Annotated in this window: 7 protein-coding genes and 1 pseudogene; all 8 read left to right on the forward strand. The window is 68.0% G+C overall.

The genetic code is table 11. The annotated features are described in order from the left end of the window. Positions 1-158 precede the first annotated feature (158 nt). Positions 159-3,626, forward strand: a complete 3,468-nt coding sequence (gene recC, locus ACYCAX_RS09810) for an exodeoxyribonuclease V subunit gamma (protein ID WP_460247877.1) — start codon at positions 159-161, stop codon at positions 3,624-3,626. After that, positions 3,623-7,309, forward strand: coding sequence for an exodeoxyribonuclease V subunit beta (gene recB, locus ACYCAX_RS09815; RefSeq protein ID WP_460247878.1), 3,687 nt, complete (start codon positions 3,623-3,625; stop codon positions 7,307-7,309). The genes recC and recB overlap by 4 nt, the downstream gene beginning before the upstream one ends. After that, positions 7,306-9,342, forward strand: coding sequence for an exodeoxyribonuclease V subunit alpha (recD, locus tag ACYCAX_RS09820; protein ID WP_460247879.1), 2,037 nt, complete (start codon positions 7,306-7,308; stop codon positions 9,340-9,342). The genes recB and recD overlap by 4 nt, the downstream gene beginning before the upstream one ends. A 467-nt stretch (positions 9,343-9,809) precedes the next feature. Continuing rightward, on the forward strand, positions 9,810-12,656 hold the full coding sequence (locus ACYCAX_RS09825) for a response regulator (protein WP_460247880.1): 2,847 nt from the start codon (positions 9,810-9,812) through the stop codon (positions 12,654-12,656). Continuing rightward, complete coding sequence (gene pvrR / locus ACYCAX_RS09830) at positions 12,635-13,831, forward strand: response regulator cyclic di-GMP phosphodiesterase PvrR (RefSeq protein ID WP_460247881.1); 1,197 nt, start codon at positions 12,635-12,637, stop codon at positions 13,829-13,831. Before ACYCAX_RS09825 ends, pvrR begins: the two co-directional genes overlap by 22 nt. A gap of 145 nt (positions 13,832-13,976) precedes the next feature. Further along, complete coding sequence (locus ACYCAX_RS09835; RefSeq protein ID WP_460247882.1) at positions 13,977-17,216, forward strand: hybrid sensor histidine kinase/response regulator; 3,240 nt, start codon at positions 13,977-13,979, stop codon at positions 17,214-17,216. 98 nt (positions 17,217-17,314) lie between these two features. Further along, a complete protein-coding gene (locus ACYCAX_RS09840; protein WP_041711761.1) occupies positions 17,315-17,965 on the forward strand; it encodes a response regulator in 651 nt (216 codons plus the stop codon). A 107-nt stretch (positions 17,966-18,072) separates the two neighbouring features. Next, positions 18,073-18,198: pseudogene (locus ACYCAX_RS09845) on the forward strand (IS5/IS1182 family transposase); the annotation flags it as partial. Between the last annotated feature and the right edge of the window lie 17 nt (positions 18,199-18,215).

Genomic DNA, 18,215 nt, shown 5'->3' on the forward strand with positions numbered 1-18,215 from the left:
CCGGGGCGTATGTGCGGGGCGACGGGCAGGTCGATTCGTGCCTCGGATGGGAATCCGCGGGGAGGATGGGAAAAAGGCTGCTCCGGCCCGCGCTTTTTGGTGAAATGCGGAGCATTCCACGCGGGCCCCCACGATGTCCGCCCGAACCAGGAGAGACGATGAGCGAGCAGCCACTGACCCCCGGCCTGATGGTGATCCACGGCAACCATCCGGAAGCGCTGCGCGACCTGCTGGTGCAGTGGATGAGCCTGCACCCGCTGGGGCCGCTGGAGAACGAAGTCATCCTCGTGCAGAGCAACGGCATCGCCCAGTGGCTGAAGCTGGCGCTGGGCCGCGATGTGGAGGAGGGCGGCTGCGGTGTAACCGCCGCGCTCGACGTGCAGTTGCCCGCGCAGTTTCTCTGGCGCGCCTATCGCGCGGCCCTGGGGCGCGACGAGATTCCCGAGGTTTCGCTGCTCGACAAGGGCCCGCTGACCTGGCGCCTGATGCGTCTGCTGCCGACTTTGCTGGAGCAGGACGCGTTCGCCACCCTGCAGCGCTTCCTCGCCGACGACGCCGACCTGCGCAAGCGCCATCAACTGGCCGAGCGCCTGGCCGACCTGTTCGACCAGTACCAGGTCTACCGCGCCGACTGGCTGGAGGACTGGAGCCGGAACCTCGACCAACTGCGCCTGGCCAACGGCAGTGTGCGCGAACTGGATGCCGACAATCGCTGGCAGGCCGCCTTGTGGCGCGCGCTGCTCGACGACGTCGGTGCCGAGGGCCTGGCCACCAGCCGCGCCGGCGTGCACGGACGCTTCATCGAGCGCCTCAAGGCCGCCGGGCATCCGCTGCCGAACCTGCCGCGCCGGGTCGTGATATTCGGCATCTCCGCCATGCCGGCGCAGACCGTCGAAGCCCTCGCCGTACTGGCGCGCCATGCCCAGGTGCTGCTCTGCGTGCACAACCCCTGCCGTCACCACTGGGCCGACATCGTTGCCGACAAGGACCTGCTGCGCCACGAATACCGCCGCCAGCGCCGCCGCGCCGGCACCCCGGAACTGCTCAGCGACGACCAGCAACACCAGTACGCCCAGCCGCTGCTGGCCGCCTGGGGCAAGCAGGGCCGCGACTACATCAACCTGCTCGACCAGTACGACGACCCGGACAGCTACCGCGCGCGCCTGGGCGCGGTGAGCAACGGGCGCATCGACCTGTTCAGCGAGGAGGCGCCGCGCAACCTGCTCGGCCAACTGCAGGACGACATCCTCGAACTGCGTCCCATCAGCGAGAGCCGTGAACACTGGCCGGCGCTCGATCCGCAGGCCGACGACTCGATCCGCTTCCACGTCGCCCACAGCGCCCAGCGGGAAGTGGAAATCCTCCACGACCAGCTGCTCGCCCGCTTCGACGCCGACCCGACGCTACGCCCGCGCGACGTGATCGTCATGGTCCCGGACATCAACCCCTACGCGCCGCACATCGAAGCCGTGTTCGGCCAACTGTCGCGCGACGACAAACGCTTCATCCCCTACACCCTCGCCGACCAGGGCCAGCGTGGCCGCGAGCCGCTGCTGGTCGCGCTGGAGCACTTGCTGCGCCTGCCCGACAGCCGTTTCGCCGTGAGCGAAATCCTCGACCTGCTGGACGTGGCGGCCCTGCGCGAGCGCTTCGGCCTGGCCGAGACGGAGCTGCCGCTGCTGCGGCGCTGGATCGATGGCGCCGGCGTGCGCTGGGGCCTCGACGGCCAGCAACGCGAACGCCTCGGCCTGCCCGCCGCCGCCGAGGCGAACAGCTGGCGCTTCGGCCTGCGGCGCATGCTGCTGGGCTTTGCGGTGGGCGAGGGCGAGGCCTTCCAGGGCATCCAGCCCTACGCGGAAATCGGCGGGCTCGACGCCGCCGCGCTCGGCCCGCTGGCCGGGTTGCTCGGCGCCCTGGAGCAGGCCTGCTCCAGCCTCGCCGAGGAAACCGCGCCGCAGCTCTGGGCGGAGCGCCTGCGGGCACTGCTCGATGCCTTCTTCCGCGTCACCGACGACCACGATGAGCTGCTGCGGGAGAAACTGCTGGGCTTGCTCGATGACTGGTTGCAGACCTGCGAATACGCCGGTTTCAGCGATCCGGTACCGCTCTCGGTGGTGCGCGAGGCCTGGCTTGGCGGCCTGGATGCGGGCGGTCTGAACCAGCGTTTCCTCGCCGGCGCGGTGAGCTTCTGCACCCTGATGCCGATGCGCGCGATTCCCTTCCAGGTGGTCTGCCTGCTGGGCATGAACGACGGCGACTACCCGCGCCCGCAATCGCCGCTGGACTTCGACCTGATGCGCAACGACTACCGCCCCGGCGACCGCTCGCGCCGCGAGGACGACCGCTACCTGCTGCTCGAGGCACTGCTCTCGGCGCGGCGCCAGCTCTACGTCAGCTGGGTCGGGCGGAGCATCCGCGACAACAGCGAGCGGCCGCCCTCGGTGCTGATCGGCCAACTGCGCGATCACCTCGCCGACGGCTGGCGGCGCGCCGATGGCGGTGACCTGCTGCATGGCCTGACCCTGGAACATCCGCTGCAACCCTTCAGCCGCGCCTACTTTGCCGGCGCGCCGGGCCAGGGTGTGGATGGCCTGTACACTTACGCCCGTGAATGGCGCGACGTGCACCATGAGCACGACGCCGAGACGGACGACACGCCACTGCCGCCGCTGGCGCTCGATGCGCCCATCGGCCTGCGCGTGCTGGCCGACTTCCTCGCCAATCCGGTCGGCGCGTTCTTCCTCCAGCGACTCAAGGTGCGCTTCGCCGAGCAACAGCTCACCAGCCAGGATGAAGAGCCGTTCGAACTCAATGGGCTGGATGTCTGGCAACTGCAATTCGAGCTCTGCGAGCGCATGCGCCCGTGGGTTGAGCAGCACTGGCAGGACGATCGACTGGCCACGCAACTGAGCGAACAGGTGGAGCGCCTGCGCCGCGAAGGCCGTCTGCCGCTGGCGGCCTTTGGCGAGTTCTCCGCCCAGTCGCTGGTGGCGCCGCTGCATGACCTGCTGGCGCGCTACCGCGAACAACTGGAGCACTGGTCGCAGGTCGAGGACGAGCAACGTGAACTCGGCCACGTCCATGCCGGCATCGAGCTGGCCGACTGGCTCGGCGGCCTGCGCCGCAACGCCGCTGGCCAGCTTGCCAGCCTGCAACTGGTCAGCGGCAAGCTCCATGAAGGCCGGGGCTACAAATGGCATGGACTGGTGCGTCCCTGGGTGCGTCACCTCGCGCTGCAACTGTGCGGTGAGCCGGCGACCAGCGTGCTGGTCGGTCTCACCGGCACCCTGGAGCTGCCGCCGCTGCCGGCGGAACAGGCCCGTGCCGAACTCAATGGCCTGATGGATGCCTGGTTCCAGGGCATGAGCCGGCCGCTGCCGGTGGCCTGCAAGACCGCTTTCGCCTGGCTGGCGGCCGGCGAGGATGAGGACCGCGCCAGGCGCGAGGCTGCCAAGCGCTATGACGGCGGCTACAACCTCAGCGGCGAGGCGGCGTCCTCGGCGGCGCTGGCGCGGGTGTACCCGGACTTCGCCCGCCTGAATGCCGGCGAAACCTTTGGCGCCTGGGCCGAAGCGCTCTACGGACCGTTGTTCGAAATACTCCAGCGCAAGGAGGACGCCGCATGAGCGCCGTCGAGCTCGACCCGCTGGGCTTCCCGCTGCACGGCAGCCGGCTGATCGAGGCCAGCGCCGGCACCGGCAAGACCTTCACCATCGCCTTGCTCTACGTGCGCCTGGTCCTCGACCACGGCGGCGAACAGGCCTTCGGCCGGCCGCTGAGCCCGCCGGAAATCCTCGTGGTGACCTTCACCGAGGCCGCGACCCAGGAACTGCGCGAACGCATCCGCGCGCGCCTGGGCGAGGCCGCGCAATGCTTCGCCGAACCCGAGGGCGAGCACGATGGCCTGTTGCTGAAGCTGCGCGCCAGCTATCCCGCCGAGCGCTGGCCGGGCTGCGCGCGCCTGCTGCGCCTGGCCGCCGAATGGATGGACGAGGCGGCCGTCTCCACCATCCACAGCTGGTGCTACCGCATGCTGCGCGAGCATGCCTTCGACAGCGGCAGCCTGTTCACCCAGGACCTCGCCGCCGACCAGAGCGAACTGCTGGCCGAGGCGGTACGCGACTACTGGCGGCGCAATTTCTATCCGCTGGGTGCGGCGGCGGCCAATGCGGTGCGCCATTGCTTCGCCGGTCCCGAAGCACTGATGCGCGCCGTGCAGCCGCTGCTGGCGGCGCAGGAAGCCGGCTTCCGCTACGGCGACCGGCCACTTGACGCCCCGGCCTCGCTGGGCGAGCTGCTGGAGTCCACCGGCCAGTGGTACGACCAACTCGCCGCCGCCGAAACCCATGCCCGCGCGGCCTGGGCCGCCGACCGCGCGAACCTCGCCGAACTGTTGCGCAACCTGCGCGGGGACCTCAACGGCAACAGCTATCGCGGCAAGGACGACGATGCCGTCTTTGGCGGCTGGCTCGATGCGCTGGACGCCTGGAGCGAGGGCGCCGACGCGCCGGACAACCTGGCCAGGTTCGGCCAGACACGGATCAAGGTGAAGGCCAAGGCCGTGGTGCCGGAACACCCGGCATTGCGGGCCATCGACGCCTGGGCCGAGCGTGCCGAGCAGCGCCCGGACATCGCCCCGCAACTGTTGCTGCACGCCCTGGGCGAGGTGCGCCAGAGCCTGGAGGCGGAGAAGCAGAAACGCGCCGAACTGGGCTTCGACGACCTGCTGGCGCGCCTCGACCGCGCCCTGGCCGGCAGTGGCGGCGAGCGGCTGGCCGAGCGCATCCGCGAGCAGTTCCCGGTGGCGCTGATCGACGAATTCCAGGACACCGACCCGCTGCAGTACCGCATCTTCGAGCGCGTCTACCGCATCCCGGAGAGCCCGCGGAGTCTGGGCCTGTTCATGATCGGCGACCCCAAGCAGGCGATCTACGCCTTCCGTGGCGCCGACATCCACACCTACCTGCGCGCCCGCGCCGCCACCGCCGGGCGCCACTACACCCTGGGTACCAACTTCCGCTCCACGCGGGCGATGGTGCGGGCGGCCAACCGCTGCTTCCTGTTCGCCGAGGAACATCCGCGCGGCGCCTTCCGCTTCGCCGAGGACGGGCAGGACAATCCCGTGCCGTTCCTCGAAGTCGGCGCGCGCGGGCGTGACGAAACGCTGTGGCTGGAGGGGGCCGCGGCCCCGGCCATGACCTTCTGGCAACTGGACAGGAACGGGGAGGTCTGCCGCTCCGGCGAGTACCGGGATGAGATGGCCGCACGCAGCGCCAGCGTCATCCGGCGCTGGCTGAGCTCGGCGCAGAGCGGCTTTCGCGGGGACGATGGCCGCTGGCGCGCGTTGCGTCCGGCGGACATCGCCATTCTCGTGCGTGGCCGCAGCGAGGCCGAGGCGATCCGCGCCGAGCTGGCGGCCCGCCGGCTGGCCAGCGTCTACCTGTCCGACCGCGACTCGGTGTTCGACAGCCCGGAAGCCGCCGACCTGCTGCACTGGCTGCGCGCCTGCGCCGACCCCGGCGACGACGGCGCGCTGCGCATTGCCCTGGCCACCCGCAGCCTGGCGCTGGACTGGACGACCCTGGAACGGCTGAACCAGGACGAGCGCTTCTGGGAAGAGATGGTGTTGCGTTTTCGCGGCTACCGCCTGCTCTGGCAGCAACAGGGCGTGCTGCCGATGCTGCGTCGCCTGCTCGCCGACTTTGCGCTGCCGGCGCGCCTGCTGCGACAGGTCGACGGCGAGCGCAGCCTGACCAACCTGCTGCACCTGGCCGAATGGCTGCAGCGCGAGGCGGTGGAGCTGGACGGCGAACACGCGCTGCTGCGCGTGCTCGCCGAGCAACTGGAAAGCCCGTCGAGCGAAGAAATCCTCCGCCTGGAAAGCGACGCCGACCTGATCAAGGTGGTGACCATCCACAAGTCCAAGGGCCTGGAATACCCGCTGGTGCTGCTGCCCTTCATCTGCAGCTGGCGCGAGCTGGACGGCAAGAGCGCCACCCCGCCGAGCTTCCAGAGTGGCGAGACGCGGGTGGTGGAGCTGTCGCGCGACAAGGAGCAGGCCAAGGCCGCCTATCAACTGGCCAACGACGAACGCCTGAGCGAGGACATGCGCCTGCTCTACGTGGCCCTGACCCGCGCGCGCCACGCCGTGTGGCTGGGCGTGGCGCCGCTGGTGATGAGCAACAGCAAGAGCCCTGAACTGCACAGGGGCGCGATGGGCTACCTGCTTGGCGGCGGCAACGCGCTGGGCGTGAACGACCTCGCCGCGCGGCTGGGCGAGTTGCAGGCCGGCCACGCCGACATCGTCCTCGATGCGGCGCCCGTCGCCGATCTGCAGGCGTTCGTCGGCCCGCCGGCGGGTGAGCTGGGCGCGGCCCGCGAGCCGCGTCGGCGGGTGGCGGAGAAGTGGTGGATCGCCAGCTATTCCGCCCTGGCGACGCTGGCCGGCGATGAGGACAGTGAGTCGCCCGCAGCCACGCCGGCGGCGGATGAGCCCACCAGCGCCGGCGAAGACCTGCTGCGCGAAAGCAGCCTGGAAGAGGCCCGCGAAGCCGACGCCGTGCCGGCGTCAGGCAGCCTGCACGCCTTCCCCCGTGGGGCCAATCCCGGCAGCTTCCTCCACGGTCTGCTGGAATGGGTGGCGGACGAGGGCTTTGGCAACTGCGCCCCCCAGCAGTTGCGCGACCAACTGGCGCGGCGTTGCCAGGTGCGCGGCTGGGAGGCCTGGATCGAGCCGCTGCACGCCTGGCTGACGCAACTGCTGCACACCGGCTTCCGTCTGCCCGATGCGGCGCCGGTCAGCCTCGCCGGGCTGGCCAGCTACCAGAAGGAAATGGAGTTCTGGTTCGCCACCCGCCGGGTGGACAGCCAGCGCCTGGACCGCATCGTCACCCGCCACACCCTCGGCGGCGCGGCGCGCCCGGCGCTGCAGGCGAACCAGCTCAACGGCATGCTCAAGGGCTTCATCGACCTGGTATTCGAGCATGAGGGCCGCTACTACGTGGCCGACTACAAGTCCAACTGGCTCGGCGCCGATGACGAGGCCTACACCGAACCGGCCCTGCGCGAGGCGTTGCTGGAGCACCGCTACGACCTGCAGTACGCGCTCTACCTGTTCGCCCTGCACCGCCTGCTGCAGGCGCGCCTGCCGGACTACGACTACGAGCGGCATGTCGGCGGGGCGATGTACCTGTTCCTGCGCGGCAGCCAGTCGGCGACCCAGGGCAGGTACCTGGAGCGCCCGCCGAAAACCCTGATGGAGGAACTGGACCGCTTGTTCCGCGCGGTCGACGAGGAGATGCCGGCATGAGTGCGCCGTTGAAAACCGCCGGTGAAATGCTCGAACTGATCGGCCGCTGGGCCGAGCGCGGCTGGCTGCGCGAGCTCGACCGCGCCTTCGCCGGCTTCCTGGTGGAGCGCGTGCCGGACGCGCATCCGCTGCTGATCCTGGCCGCCGCGCTGGCCAGCCACCAGCTCGGTCGCGGGCACGTCTGCCTGGACCTGGCGGCGACCCTGGCCGACAGCCGCTTCGCCCTGTCGCTGCCGCCGGAAGGCGATTCCGCCAAGGACGCGCCCGAGCTGCCCGACGTGCTGCTCGACGGCATGGTGCTGGAGGCCTGGCAGGCGGCACTGGCCGACCCGCGCCTGATCGGCGAAGGTGCCGGCGATACGCCGCTGGTGCGCGTCGGCCGGCGCCTGTACCTGCGGCGTTACTGGCAATACGAATGCGCGGTGCGCGCCGGGATCGACCAGCGCCTGCGCCAGGGCGAGGCGTTGCGTGCGAAGCTGCCCGCCGCGCCATTGCGCCAGGCGCTGGACGCGCTGTTCCCGAAGAAGCCTGGCGCGCCGGCGGACTGGCAGAAACTGGCCTGTGCGCTGGTCGCCGGCAACGCCTTCGGCATCGTCACCGGCGGCCCCGGTACCGGCAAGACCACCACCGTGGTCAAGCTGCTGGCGCTGTTGCAAAGCCTGGCGCTGGGGGAGGGTGGACGGCCGCTGCGCATCCGCCTGGCCGCGCCTACCGGTAAGGCCGCCGCGCGCCTCAATGAATCGATCGCGGGTGCGGTGAAGAGCCTGGCGCTGGACGCCCTGCCCAACGGCGAGGCGGCGCGGGAGGCGATCCCGACGGAAGTCACCACCCTGCACCGCCTGCTCGGCAGCCGCCCGGACAGCCGCCAGTTCCGCCACCATGCCGGCAATCCGCTGGCGCTGGAGCTGCTGGTGGTGGACGAGGCGTCGATGGTCGACCTGGAAATGATGGCGGCGTTGCTCGCCGCGCTGCCGCCGCGTGCACGCCTGATCCTGCTGGGCGACAAGGACCAGTTGGCCTCGGTGGAGGCCGGCGCGGTGCTCGGCGAGCTGTGCAGCCGCGCCCGCGAAGGCCATTACCGCCCCGCCAGCCGCGACTGGCTGCAGGCGGTGACCGGCGAGCACATCGATCCGGTGCTGCTGGACGAGCAGGGCAGCGACCTCGACCAGGCCGTGGCCATGCTCCGTCACAGCCATCGTTTCAGCGTCGACAGCGGCATCGGCCAGTTGGCCGAGGCGGTCAACGCTGGCGATATCCCGGTCTTGCGCGAAGTGTGGAAGGCCCGTCACGAAGACCTCGCCCGTATCGCCGTGGACGCCCAGGACACCCGCAACCTGCGGGGCCTGGTGGTGGACGGCGGACGTGGTGGGGACCTGTTCGGGCCGGTCGGTTACCGTCATTACCTCAGCGTGCTGGCGGCCAGGCGGCCAGCCGAGAATGCCGGCCAGGCGGCGCTGGATGAGTGGGCCCGGCTGGTGCTGGATGCGCATGGGCAGTTCCAGCTGCTCTGCGCCTTGCGCCGTGGACCCTGGGGCGTCGAAGGGCTCAATACACTGATCACCGAACTGCTGCATGGCGAAGGGCTGATTCCCTCGACGCACGCCTGGTTCCTCGGCCGTCCGGTGCTGGTGACGCGCAACGACTACGGCCTGGGGCTGATGAATGGCGACATCGGCATCACCCTGGCGCTGCCGCAGACCGCGGCCGACGGCAGCGTGCACTGGGTGGCGCGCGTGGCCTTCCCGGCGGGCGACGGTAGCGACGCCATCCGCTGGATCCTGCCCAGCCGCCTGCAGGCGGTGGAGACGGTGTTCGCCATGACCGTGCACAAGTCCCAGGGCTCGGAGTTCACCCACGCCGCGCTGCTGCTGCCTGACAGCCTCAACCCGATCCTCACCCGCGAGCTGGTCTACACCGGTATCACCCGCGCGCGGAAGTGGTTCACCCTGGCCAGCGCCGGGCGCGGCTGGCAGGTACTGGAGCAGGCGACGGAGCGGCGGGTACAGCGGGCGAGCGGATTGCTGGAGCGTTGAGCGCCCGTTCATGAGCTGCCGCGCGCCTGCTTGGCCGCGTTGCAAGGCAGGCTCGTGCGCGCGTCCGATCGGAGTGCTCATTTGCAGTTCGTAAATTGCGCTTCGCCATCCGTCCGGTTCGCTGTCACTTGTCCTTCGGGCCAGCCTCTGGCTGATGCTGCCATTGACCGTTGCGCCGTGCTCCGGGGTTCTGAACTGGCGCCGAGGGAGGCTGCAGGTAGACGGGGCCTCGATCCACTGCGCCGAACAGCGGTGGGCGCGGCAATGGGGCGACGGTCGCGAGTGTTGCCCGTGGGTGAACGCTCCGTGCCGCAGCTGGGCCATGCGCCGGACTTCGCTCTCGGAGAAGGAGGGCAGGCGTGGCGGGAAGCACGAATCCGGCCAGGCCCTGTGTGTTTGCTCCCGATTTTGAACTTTTTAGATTTGTCTGATGTTCCTCTCGCTGGCGATCCACGAGGCTGGCGACCATGAAGCTCAAGCAGTTCCTTCGACCCCAGGATTCGTCGTTCTCCACTCCAAAGGCTGCACGCAAACTGTTATTCCTGCTGGCCTGGATGGTTCTGGTCTGTTTGATCTGTGCATTGGGTCTCTTTCTCAATTCGGCGCTGAACAACGAGATATCGCAACTGCGCCGGCAGATGAATGCCGCCATGTACGATGCCCAGGAGTATTTCGACCAGCGCGAGTCATTGCTGGAGCACATCAGCCACGGCGCCGCCTACGGGGCGCGCGAGCCGCAGGTGCAGTGGCGCCAGTTGGGCGCGCCGGTGCCTGCCCACGAGCATATCTACGTGAACCTCGGCGATCCGCTGCGGAGCTGGAGCCTGTCCCTGTCCGGCCGCGACATAAGCGAGCTGGAGCAGGAACGCCTCAACCTGCTCTACGTCTCGCCCGGCGTCGACCGCGAGGTTTCCTGGCTCTACAGGTCGCCAGCGCTCAACGCCGTGGTGCCGGCCCTGGTGCTCGCCGCCCTGGCTACGCCCGGCACGGAAAAGGAAGAGCGGACGGTACGCTGGCTGGCGGACCCGGCCGACCCTCAGTCCCGGCAGTACCTGTTCACCCGCGTGACCAGCGAACAGGACGCCGGCTGGCTGGGCCTGGAAATGCTCGGCTCCGACCTCGGCGCCGCCTTCAATGTGCCCGGGGCCGGGTGCTTCCTGCTGATGGACCGCGAGCATCGGGTGATCCTCGGCAGCGCCGTCACGCCCCACCTCGGGGAGCAGTTCAGCGACCTCTGGGAACGGGACAGTTTCGCCTTCAGCGGGCCGGGCCTGATCCCCCGGCATCTGGCGCTGCTCAAGCACCTGGGCAGCTCCGACTGGTCGCTGATCTACTACTTCGACCTCTCCAGCGTACTGGTACCGCTTTGGCCGAAAGTGCTGGTCTCGCTGCTGCTGTTCATGGGCGGGAGTCTCACCGCCTGGGGTCTGTACCGGCGGATCAATCGCCGGTTGATCGTTCCGGCGCAGCAGCGCCTGGAGGCGCTGGTGGATAGCGAGCGCTTTTCCCGCGCGATGATCCAGACCGCCCCGGTCGCTCTCTGCGTACTGCGTCGCCGCGACGCCGCGGTGGTGCTGGAGAACCGCCTGGCGCAGCAGTGGCTGGGCAGCGGCGAGGCGCGCCGGCAGTGGAGCTGCGGCTGGCTCGAGCGCGCTTTCGAGAAGGACAATGAAGGAGGTTTCGAGGAGATCGATACCTCCACCGGCAAGCATCTCTATCTGTGTTACATGCCAACCCGCTACAAGGGGGAGGAGGTACTCTGCTGCGCCTTCAGCGACATCAGCGCGCGCAAGCAGACCGAAGAGGCGCTGGCCGAGGCCAAGCGCCTGTCGGATGCCGCCAACGAAGCCAAGACCCTGTTCCTGGCCACCATGAGCCATGAGATCCGCACCCCGCTGTACGGCGTGCTGGGCACCCTCGAACTGCTCGGCCGCACGGCGCTGGACCACCAGCAGTCCGGTTACCTGCGGGCCATCCAGCGCTCCTCGTCGACCCTGTTGCAACTGATCAGCGACGTGCTCGATGTGTCCAAGATCGAAGCTGGCCAACTGGGCCTGGAACCGGTGGAGTTTTCGGCGCTGGAACTGACCCAGGATACCGTGCAGTCCTACGCCGCCGCCGCGCGGGCCAAGGGCCTGCAGATCTATGCCATCTGCGATCCGCAGATGCCCGAGCGGGTATATGGCGACGCCCCGCGTATTCGCCAGGTGCTCAACAACCTGCTGAGCAACGCGGTGAAGTTCACCGACAGCGGACGCATCGTCATGCGGGTACGCGCCGAGCCGGGAGAGGGCCGCCAGATGCTGGTGCACTGGCAGGTCACCGATACCGGTATCGGTATCCCGCAGGCGCTGCAGTTGCGCCTGTTCGACCCGTTCTACCAGGTGACCAATCCCTCCCGCATGGACGGTGGCACCGGCCTGGGCCTGTCGATCTGCCGACGCCTCACGGAGCTCATGCATGGACAGCTGCGGGTGGTCAGCGACATGGGCTTGGGCAGCAGTTTTTCCCTCAGCCTGCCGTTGCTGCGAGTGGATGTGCTGCCCAGCGCCGAGCCGCGCCTGTGCGCCTCGCCGGTCTGGGTCCACACGCCGATCCGCGAGCTCTCGGAAAACCTGTGTAGCTGGATCAACCGCTGGGGAGCGCGGGGACGGGTGGCGCCGCTGGACCAGCTGTTCGACGAGGACCCCGAGGCGGTGCTGCTGGACCTGCGCTTCAATCCCCACGACCGGACGCCGTTCCCGGCCTGGAAGGGCTGCCGGGTGGTGGTCTCCGACCTGAGCGGCGAGCAACCGCGCAAGGAAGACTGCGACTGGCACGTCGGACGCTACAACATCAGCGGGATCTGCCGCGCCATCGGCCTGGCCCAGGGGTGCTGCGCCGGCGATTCCCTGCGCCAGCTCGAATCGCCCAGCGATGGCCCGCTGGGGCTGCGGGTAATGCTGGTGGAGGACAACCCGATCAACCAACTGATCCTGCGGGACCAGTTGGAGACCCTCGGCTGCAGCGTGGAGCTCACCTCCGATGGCAAGCAGGCCCTGGGGCGTTGGCGCGATGGTGAGTTCGACGTGGTGCTGACCGACGTCAACATGCCCAACATGAACGGCTACGAGCTGACCCGCACGCTCCGCCGGCGTGGCTGCCGGGTGCCGATCATCGGCGCCACCGCCAATGCCATGCGCGAAGAGAACGAGCGCTGCCTGGCGGCGGGCATGGACCTGTGCCTGCTCAAGCCGGTGGACCTGCGGACCCTGCGCCAGTGCCTGACCACCCTGCCCACGGAGGCGCACGCATGCGATCCCAGCGAATCCTGATCGTCGAGGATCAGCCGTTCCAGCGCGAGTACCTGCTCAACCTGTTCCGCGAACTGGGCGCGGAGGACCTGCGTGCCGCCGAGGATGGCGACGACGCCTTGCGCTGCCTGGCGGAGGAGCGTTTCGACCTGGTGCTCAGCGACCTGATGATGCCCGGCCTGGACGGCGTGCAGCTGATCCAGCGCCTGGCGGCGCTGGAACGCCCGCCGCTGCTGGCGATCATGACCTCCGCGCCGCGCCGGCTGATGGGCAGCGCCTGCATGGTGGCGCGGGCGCACGGCATCAGCGTACTGGAACTGATCGCCAAGCCGGCTCGCGCGCCGGCCATCCGCCGGCTGCTGGAAAAGCTCTCCGCGCGCCTGGAGCGCTGTGAGCGCCGTGCCCGGCCAAAGCTGCCCCGATTCGGCGGCGAGGAGCTGGAGCGTGCCTTGCGCGAGGGGCAGATGTGCGCCTGGTTCCAGCCCAAGTCATCGCTGATCGACGGCCGTATCGTCGCCGCCGAAGCGCTGGTGCGCTGGGAGCATCCCGATTACGGCGTACTGCGCCCCGGCAGCTTCATGGGCGCGCTGACCGAGGCCGGGCTCGACGAGGCGTTGCTGTGGCATGTGCTGGAACAGGCCATCAAGACGCAGCTGGAGTGGGCGCGGCTGGGCTTTCGCCTGACGATGGCGGTGAATCTGCCGACTCACCTGCTGGACGATCCGGAACTGCCGGACCGGTTGGCGCTGTTCGTCGCCGAGCAGGGCGGGGTCCCAGCGCACATCGTTTTCGAGCTGCTCGAATGCAGTTGCACCGTGACCCTGGCCAACTACTACGCCGGCACCTGCCGCCTGCGCATGAAGGGGTTCGGCCTGGCCCAGGATGACTTCGGCCAGGGCTACAGCTCGTTGTACAACCTGGTCTCCACGCCGTTCACCGAGCTGAAGATCGATCGCGCGCTGGTCCACGGCTGCGTGGACGACGAGGGGCTGGTGGCAGCACTGGAAAGCATCATCAAGCTGGGGCGCCAACTGGGCCTGGAGGTGATCGCCGAAGGCGTCGAGCATCCCGAGGAGCTGGCCTTGCTGCGCCGCCTGCGCTGCGACTGCGCGCAGGGCTACCTGATCTCCGAACCGGTACCGCCCGCCGTGTTCACCCGCCTCCTGCGCCAGGAGCGGCAGGCGATGGCCCGGTGATGCAGAACATGAATCAGCGGATTGCCTGACGCGGCCCCCCTGCCAGAGGCCGGGCAGGTCGCCGAATTACCCTCCCACATCTACAGTTTTCGGGTAGTTGGCGATCAGCCTCCGCCATTTTCCGCCAGACCGGATGCATTTCTGCATGAAGGAACATGACCACGGTTCGATCCGCAAGTTGGCGAGCAATTCGCTGCGCCTGAACATCGCTCTGCTGGGGGTCGTGTCCCTGGCCTTGCTGCTGGTCGGTGCCTGCTACTGGGCGCTGGGCCGCGTCGTGCAGGAAGAGCGCGACAAGGTGTACTTCCATTTCAGCCGCCTGGTGGGCGATATCCACGAACACGAGGCTTTTCTCTACCGTATTGCCCAGCAGAGCGACGAGTCGACCCAGCGCCTGGATCTGGATGTGATCCCCCTGCAGCGCCGTCTGCTGATCCGCGAGGACGGCATGGAAATCCACGAGGGGCGCGAGTTCTCCTTCGCCCTGCCGTTCACCCTCGCGCAGCAAGTCCGCGACCTCGACACGCGGGAGAAGCCCGGCACCTTCTCCTTGGGAGTGCTGCTGGCGAATTTCTACAGCAGCTACTGGAGCGGCTCGGCGTTTCCCGCGCCGCAACTGCTGGTGATCGACCTGCATGGCCCGACCAGCATCGCCGTGCCCTCCATTGGCAATTCCCGCGATCAGCGCCCGCTGACGCGGCGCAGCTACCTGCCGGTGATCGAGCGCGTGCGCCAGGTTCTGGAGGCGCACAAGCCGCAGCGCAGCGATGCCCAGGTGCACTGGGCGCCGGCGCAGAGCTATACCGGCGGCGCCAGTCGGGAGTTGCTGGCGTACGTCAGTCTCGACCTGCCCGATGCGCTCTGGTGGGAGTCCGACCTGGATCGCCGGGTCGTGGCCGTATCGGTGCTGGACCTGGAACGGATCAACGATTTCGAGCAGGTTCTCGAGCGCCCTGTGTTCGACGAACTGGAACTGATCTCCCCGCGCGGCGACCTATTGATCGATATCGTGGGGAAGGCGGATGACTACGAGGATGGCCTGAACATCGGCACCAGCGGGCTGGTGATCAAGGTGCGCAGCGAGTTCGACGGCGGCTGGACCGGACTCTACCGTCTCAATTACCGGAACTACTTCCGCTATGCCAAGTGGCAGTTCCTGGGTGGTCTGGCGCTGATCCTCGGCAGCCTGGCCGGCGGCTGGCTCGCCATCCGCTGGTACGCGCGCCGGGTAGTCGGGCCGGCGCGCCAGGCGCACCTGGACATCGTCGAGAGCGACATCTTCAGCCGCGCGGTGATCCAGACCGCGCCGGTGGCCCTGTGCGTGCTGCGCCGCGATAACCACCAGGTGGTGATGCAGAACCGCCTGGCCGAACTCTGGCTGGGGGATGCCGAGTCGATCACCCGCCTGAGCCGCGACTGGGATCTTTCCGGTAACGCCGAGGAGGTCGCCAACGAGTTCGTCCTGCAGGTCGAGGAACGCTACCTGCATGCCATCTTCGCCCTGACCCGCTACAAGGGCGAGGCGGTAGTGCTCTGTACCTTCAACGACATCAGCGCGCACCAGCAGGCGCAGAAGGTGCTGTTCGAGGCCAAGCATTCGGCGGACGCCGCCAGCGCGGCCAAGTCGGTGTTCCTCGCCACCATGAGCCACGAGATACGCACGCCGCTGTACGGCGTGCTGGGTACCCTGGAACTGCTCGGCCTGACCGAACTGAGCCGCCAGCAGTGCGATTACCTGAACACCATCCAGCGCTCCTCATCCACCCTGCTGCAACTGATCAGCGACATCCTCGACGTATCGAAGATCGAGGCCGGGCAGATGGCGCTGGAACCGGTGGAGTTCAACCCGCTGGAGCTGGCCGAGGATGCGGTGGCCGCCTACGCCGCGCTGGCCGATGGCAAGGAACTGCAGCTCTACGCCTGCATCGATGCCGACCTGCCCGGCCTGATGCTCGGCGATGCGGCGCGTATTCGGCAGATTCTCAACAACCTCCTGAGCAATGCCGTCAAGTTCACCGATATCGGCCGCGTGGTGCTGCGCCTGAAGGTGACCGCCAGCGAGATCGACCAGGTCACCCTGCAATGGCAGGTGACCGATACCGGCATCGGTATTTCCCAGGAGCAGCAGCGCCGCCTGTTCGAGCCCTTCTACCAGGCGCACGGCCAGGAGCATACGGTGAGCGGCACCGGTCTGGGCCTGTCGATCTGTTCGCGGCTGAGCGAGCTGATGGGCGGCCAACTGCGGGTGGTCAGCGAGACGGGGCTGGGCAGCAGCTTCACCTTCACCCTGTCGCTGCCGGTACTGGACGCGCGCCAGCCGGTGTGCCGGAACACGCAACTGCTGCAGGACTCCATCTACATACGGGCGCCGGTCAAGGAGCTGGCACAGAGCCTGGCGGCGTGGATCGAGTGCTGGGGGGCGCAGGTGCTGGTGGTCGACACGCTGCCGCTGGAGACGCCACCCAACGCGGTACTGTTCGACCTGCTCGGTTGCGATATCGAGCCCCGGTGGCCGGCAGCGCGGGTCTGCGCGCTGGCCGAGCCCGGCCTGCCGCTGCAGGCGACTCCGCAGGGCTGGACGGTAAGCCTGTATCATCTGGCGGGTATCGCCCAGGCCCTGTACCTGGCGCAGCAGGGCGGTGTTGGCGAGGCGGAGCCGGCGCCGCGGCCGACGCGTCTGGGCAAGCTGGGTCTGCGTGTCCTGGTGGCCGAGGACAACCCGATCAACCAGGCGTTGCTCAAGGAGCAACTGGAGGAGCTCGGTTGCCGCGTCACCCTCACCGGCAACGGTCGGGAAGCGTTGCTGCGTTGGCAGCCGGGGGCGTTCGACGCGTTGCTCACCGATGTCAACATGCCGATCATGAATGGCTATGAGCTGGTGCGGGAATTGCGCCAGCAGGACGGCGAGCTGCCGATCATCGGCGTGACCGCCAACGCCTTGCGCGAGGAGGGCGAGCGCTGCATGGCGGTGGGCATGAATGCCTGGCTGGTCAAACCGATGAGCCTGCGCACGCTGTACGACGGCCTGCTCAAGGTCAGTGGCCATCTGGTGGAGGTGCTGGAGGAACCGGTGGCGGAACCGGACGAGAAGCCGCCGATGAGCGATGGCATCCAGGTGTCGGAAAAGATGCGCGATCTGTTCATCCGAACCATGCGCCAGGACATGCACGGCGTGCAGCAGGCTCTGCAGGATAACGATCTGGCCACCGTCCGTCAGCAGGTCCATCGCCTGCGTGGTGCGCTGGCGGTGGTACAGGCCCATGTCCTCAGCGACGCTTGCAGTGCGGTGGAAGAGGCGCTGGTCACCCAGCCCGCCGGGCCGGAGCTGACCGCGGCGGTGACGATGTTGATGGAGCGTATCGAGAGCGCGCTGGCGCACCTCTGAGAGCCGGATACGATCAGGGACTACTCTAAAGAAGAAGATTAGCCGTTCCTGCAAGTGTCCAGGTACCGATATCCAATGTTGGAACCCAAGAAGAACTCATGGACAAAGTCAGAATAATAGTGGCGGACGACCATCCCATCGTGCTGATGGGCGTGCGCGAGATGATAGAGCGGGATGATCTCTTCGAGGTGATCGGCGAAGCCCACAACTCCAGCGAGCTGGTGGCGTTGTGCCGTGACCTGCGGCCGGCCATAGCGATCACCGATTTCAACATGCCCGGCGACCAGACCTATGGCGACGGCCTCAAGCTGATCGAGTACCTGCTGCGCAATTTCCCCGATACCCGCATCCTGATTCTCACCATGCTGTCCAACCCGCTGATTCTCTCCAGCCTGTACGACCTGGGCGTGCAGGGGGTGATCCTGAAGAACGGCGACCTCAACGAGATCCTGGTGGCGCTCAGGGCATTGTCCCAGGGGCGGGTCTACCGTGGGCCGAGCATGCAGTCGGCGAACAGCGTGCTGGCCAGCAAGGACGACGTGGATGGCCGTATCGCCAGCCTGTCGGTGAAAGAGTACGAGGTACTGCGCCACTTCGTTTCCGGCCTGAGCGTGCGGGATATCGCCCAACTGCTCAACCGCAGCATCAAGACCGTCAGCGCGCAGAAGATTTCCGCCATGCGCAAGCTCGACGTGGATACCGACCAGGCACTGCTGACCTTCTGCGTGAAGGCCAACCTGTTCCAGTGAGTACCCGAGGCCCGGTACGAAAGCCGCCGGCTTTCGTACCGGGCTTGTTGCAATCCCTTGACCGAAGCTCTCTATCCCATGCGGCTCTATTTCTTACAACCTTTTCAAGGGGCGACCGGGGTTTGTCGCTGCGCCAAGGCACGGTCGTCAACGCGGCGCTGATCCACGCGCCCAGTTCGACCAAGAACAACGCCGGCAAGCACGATCCGGAAGTGCACCAGAGCAAGACGGGAACCAGCACTACTGCGCG

This window comes from Pseudomonas sp. MT3, assembly GCF_054720805.1.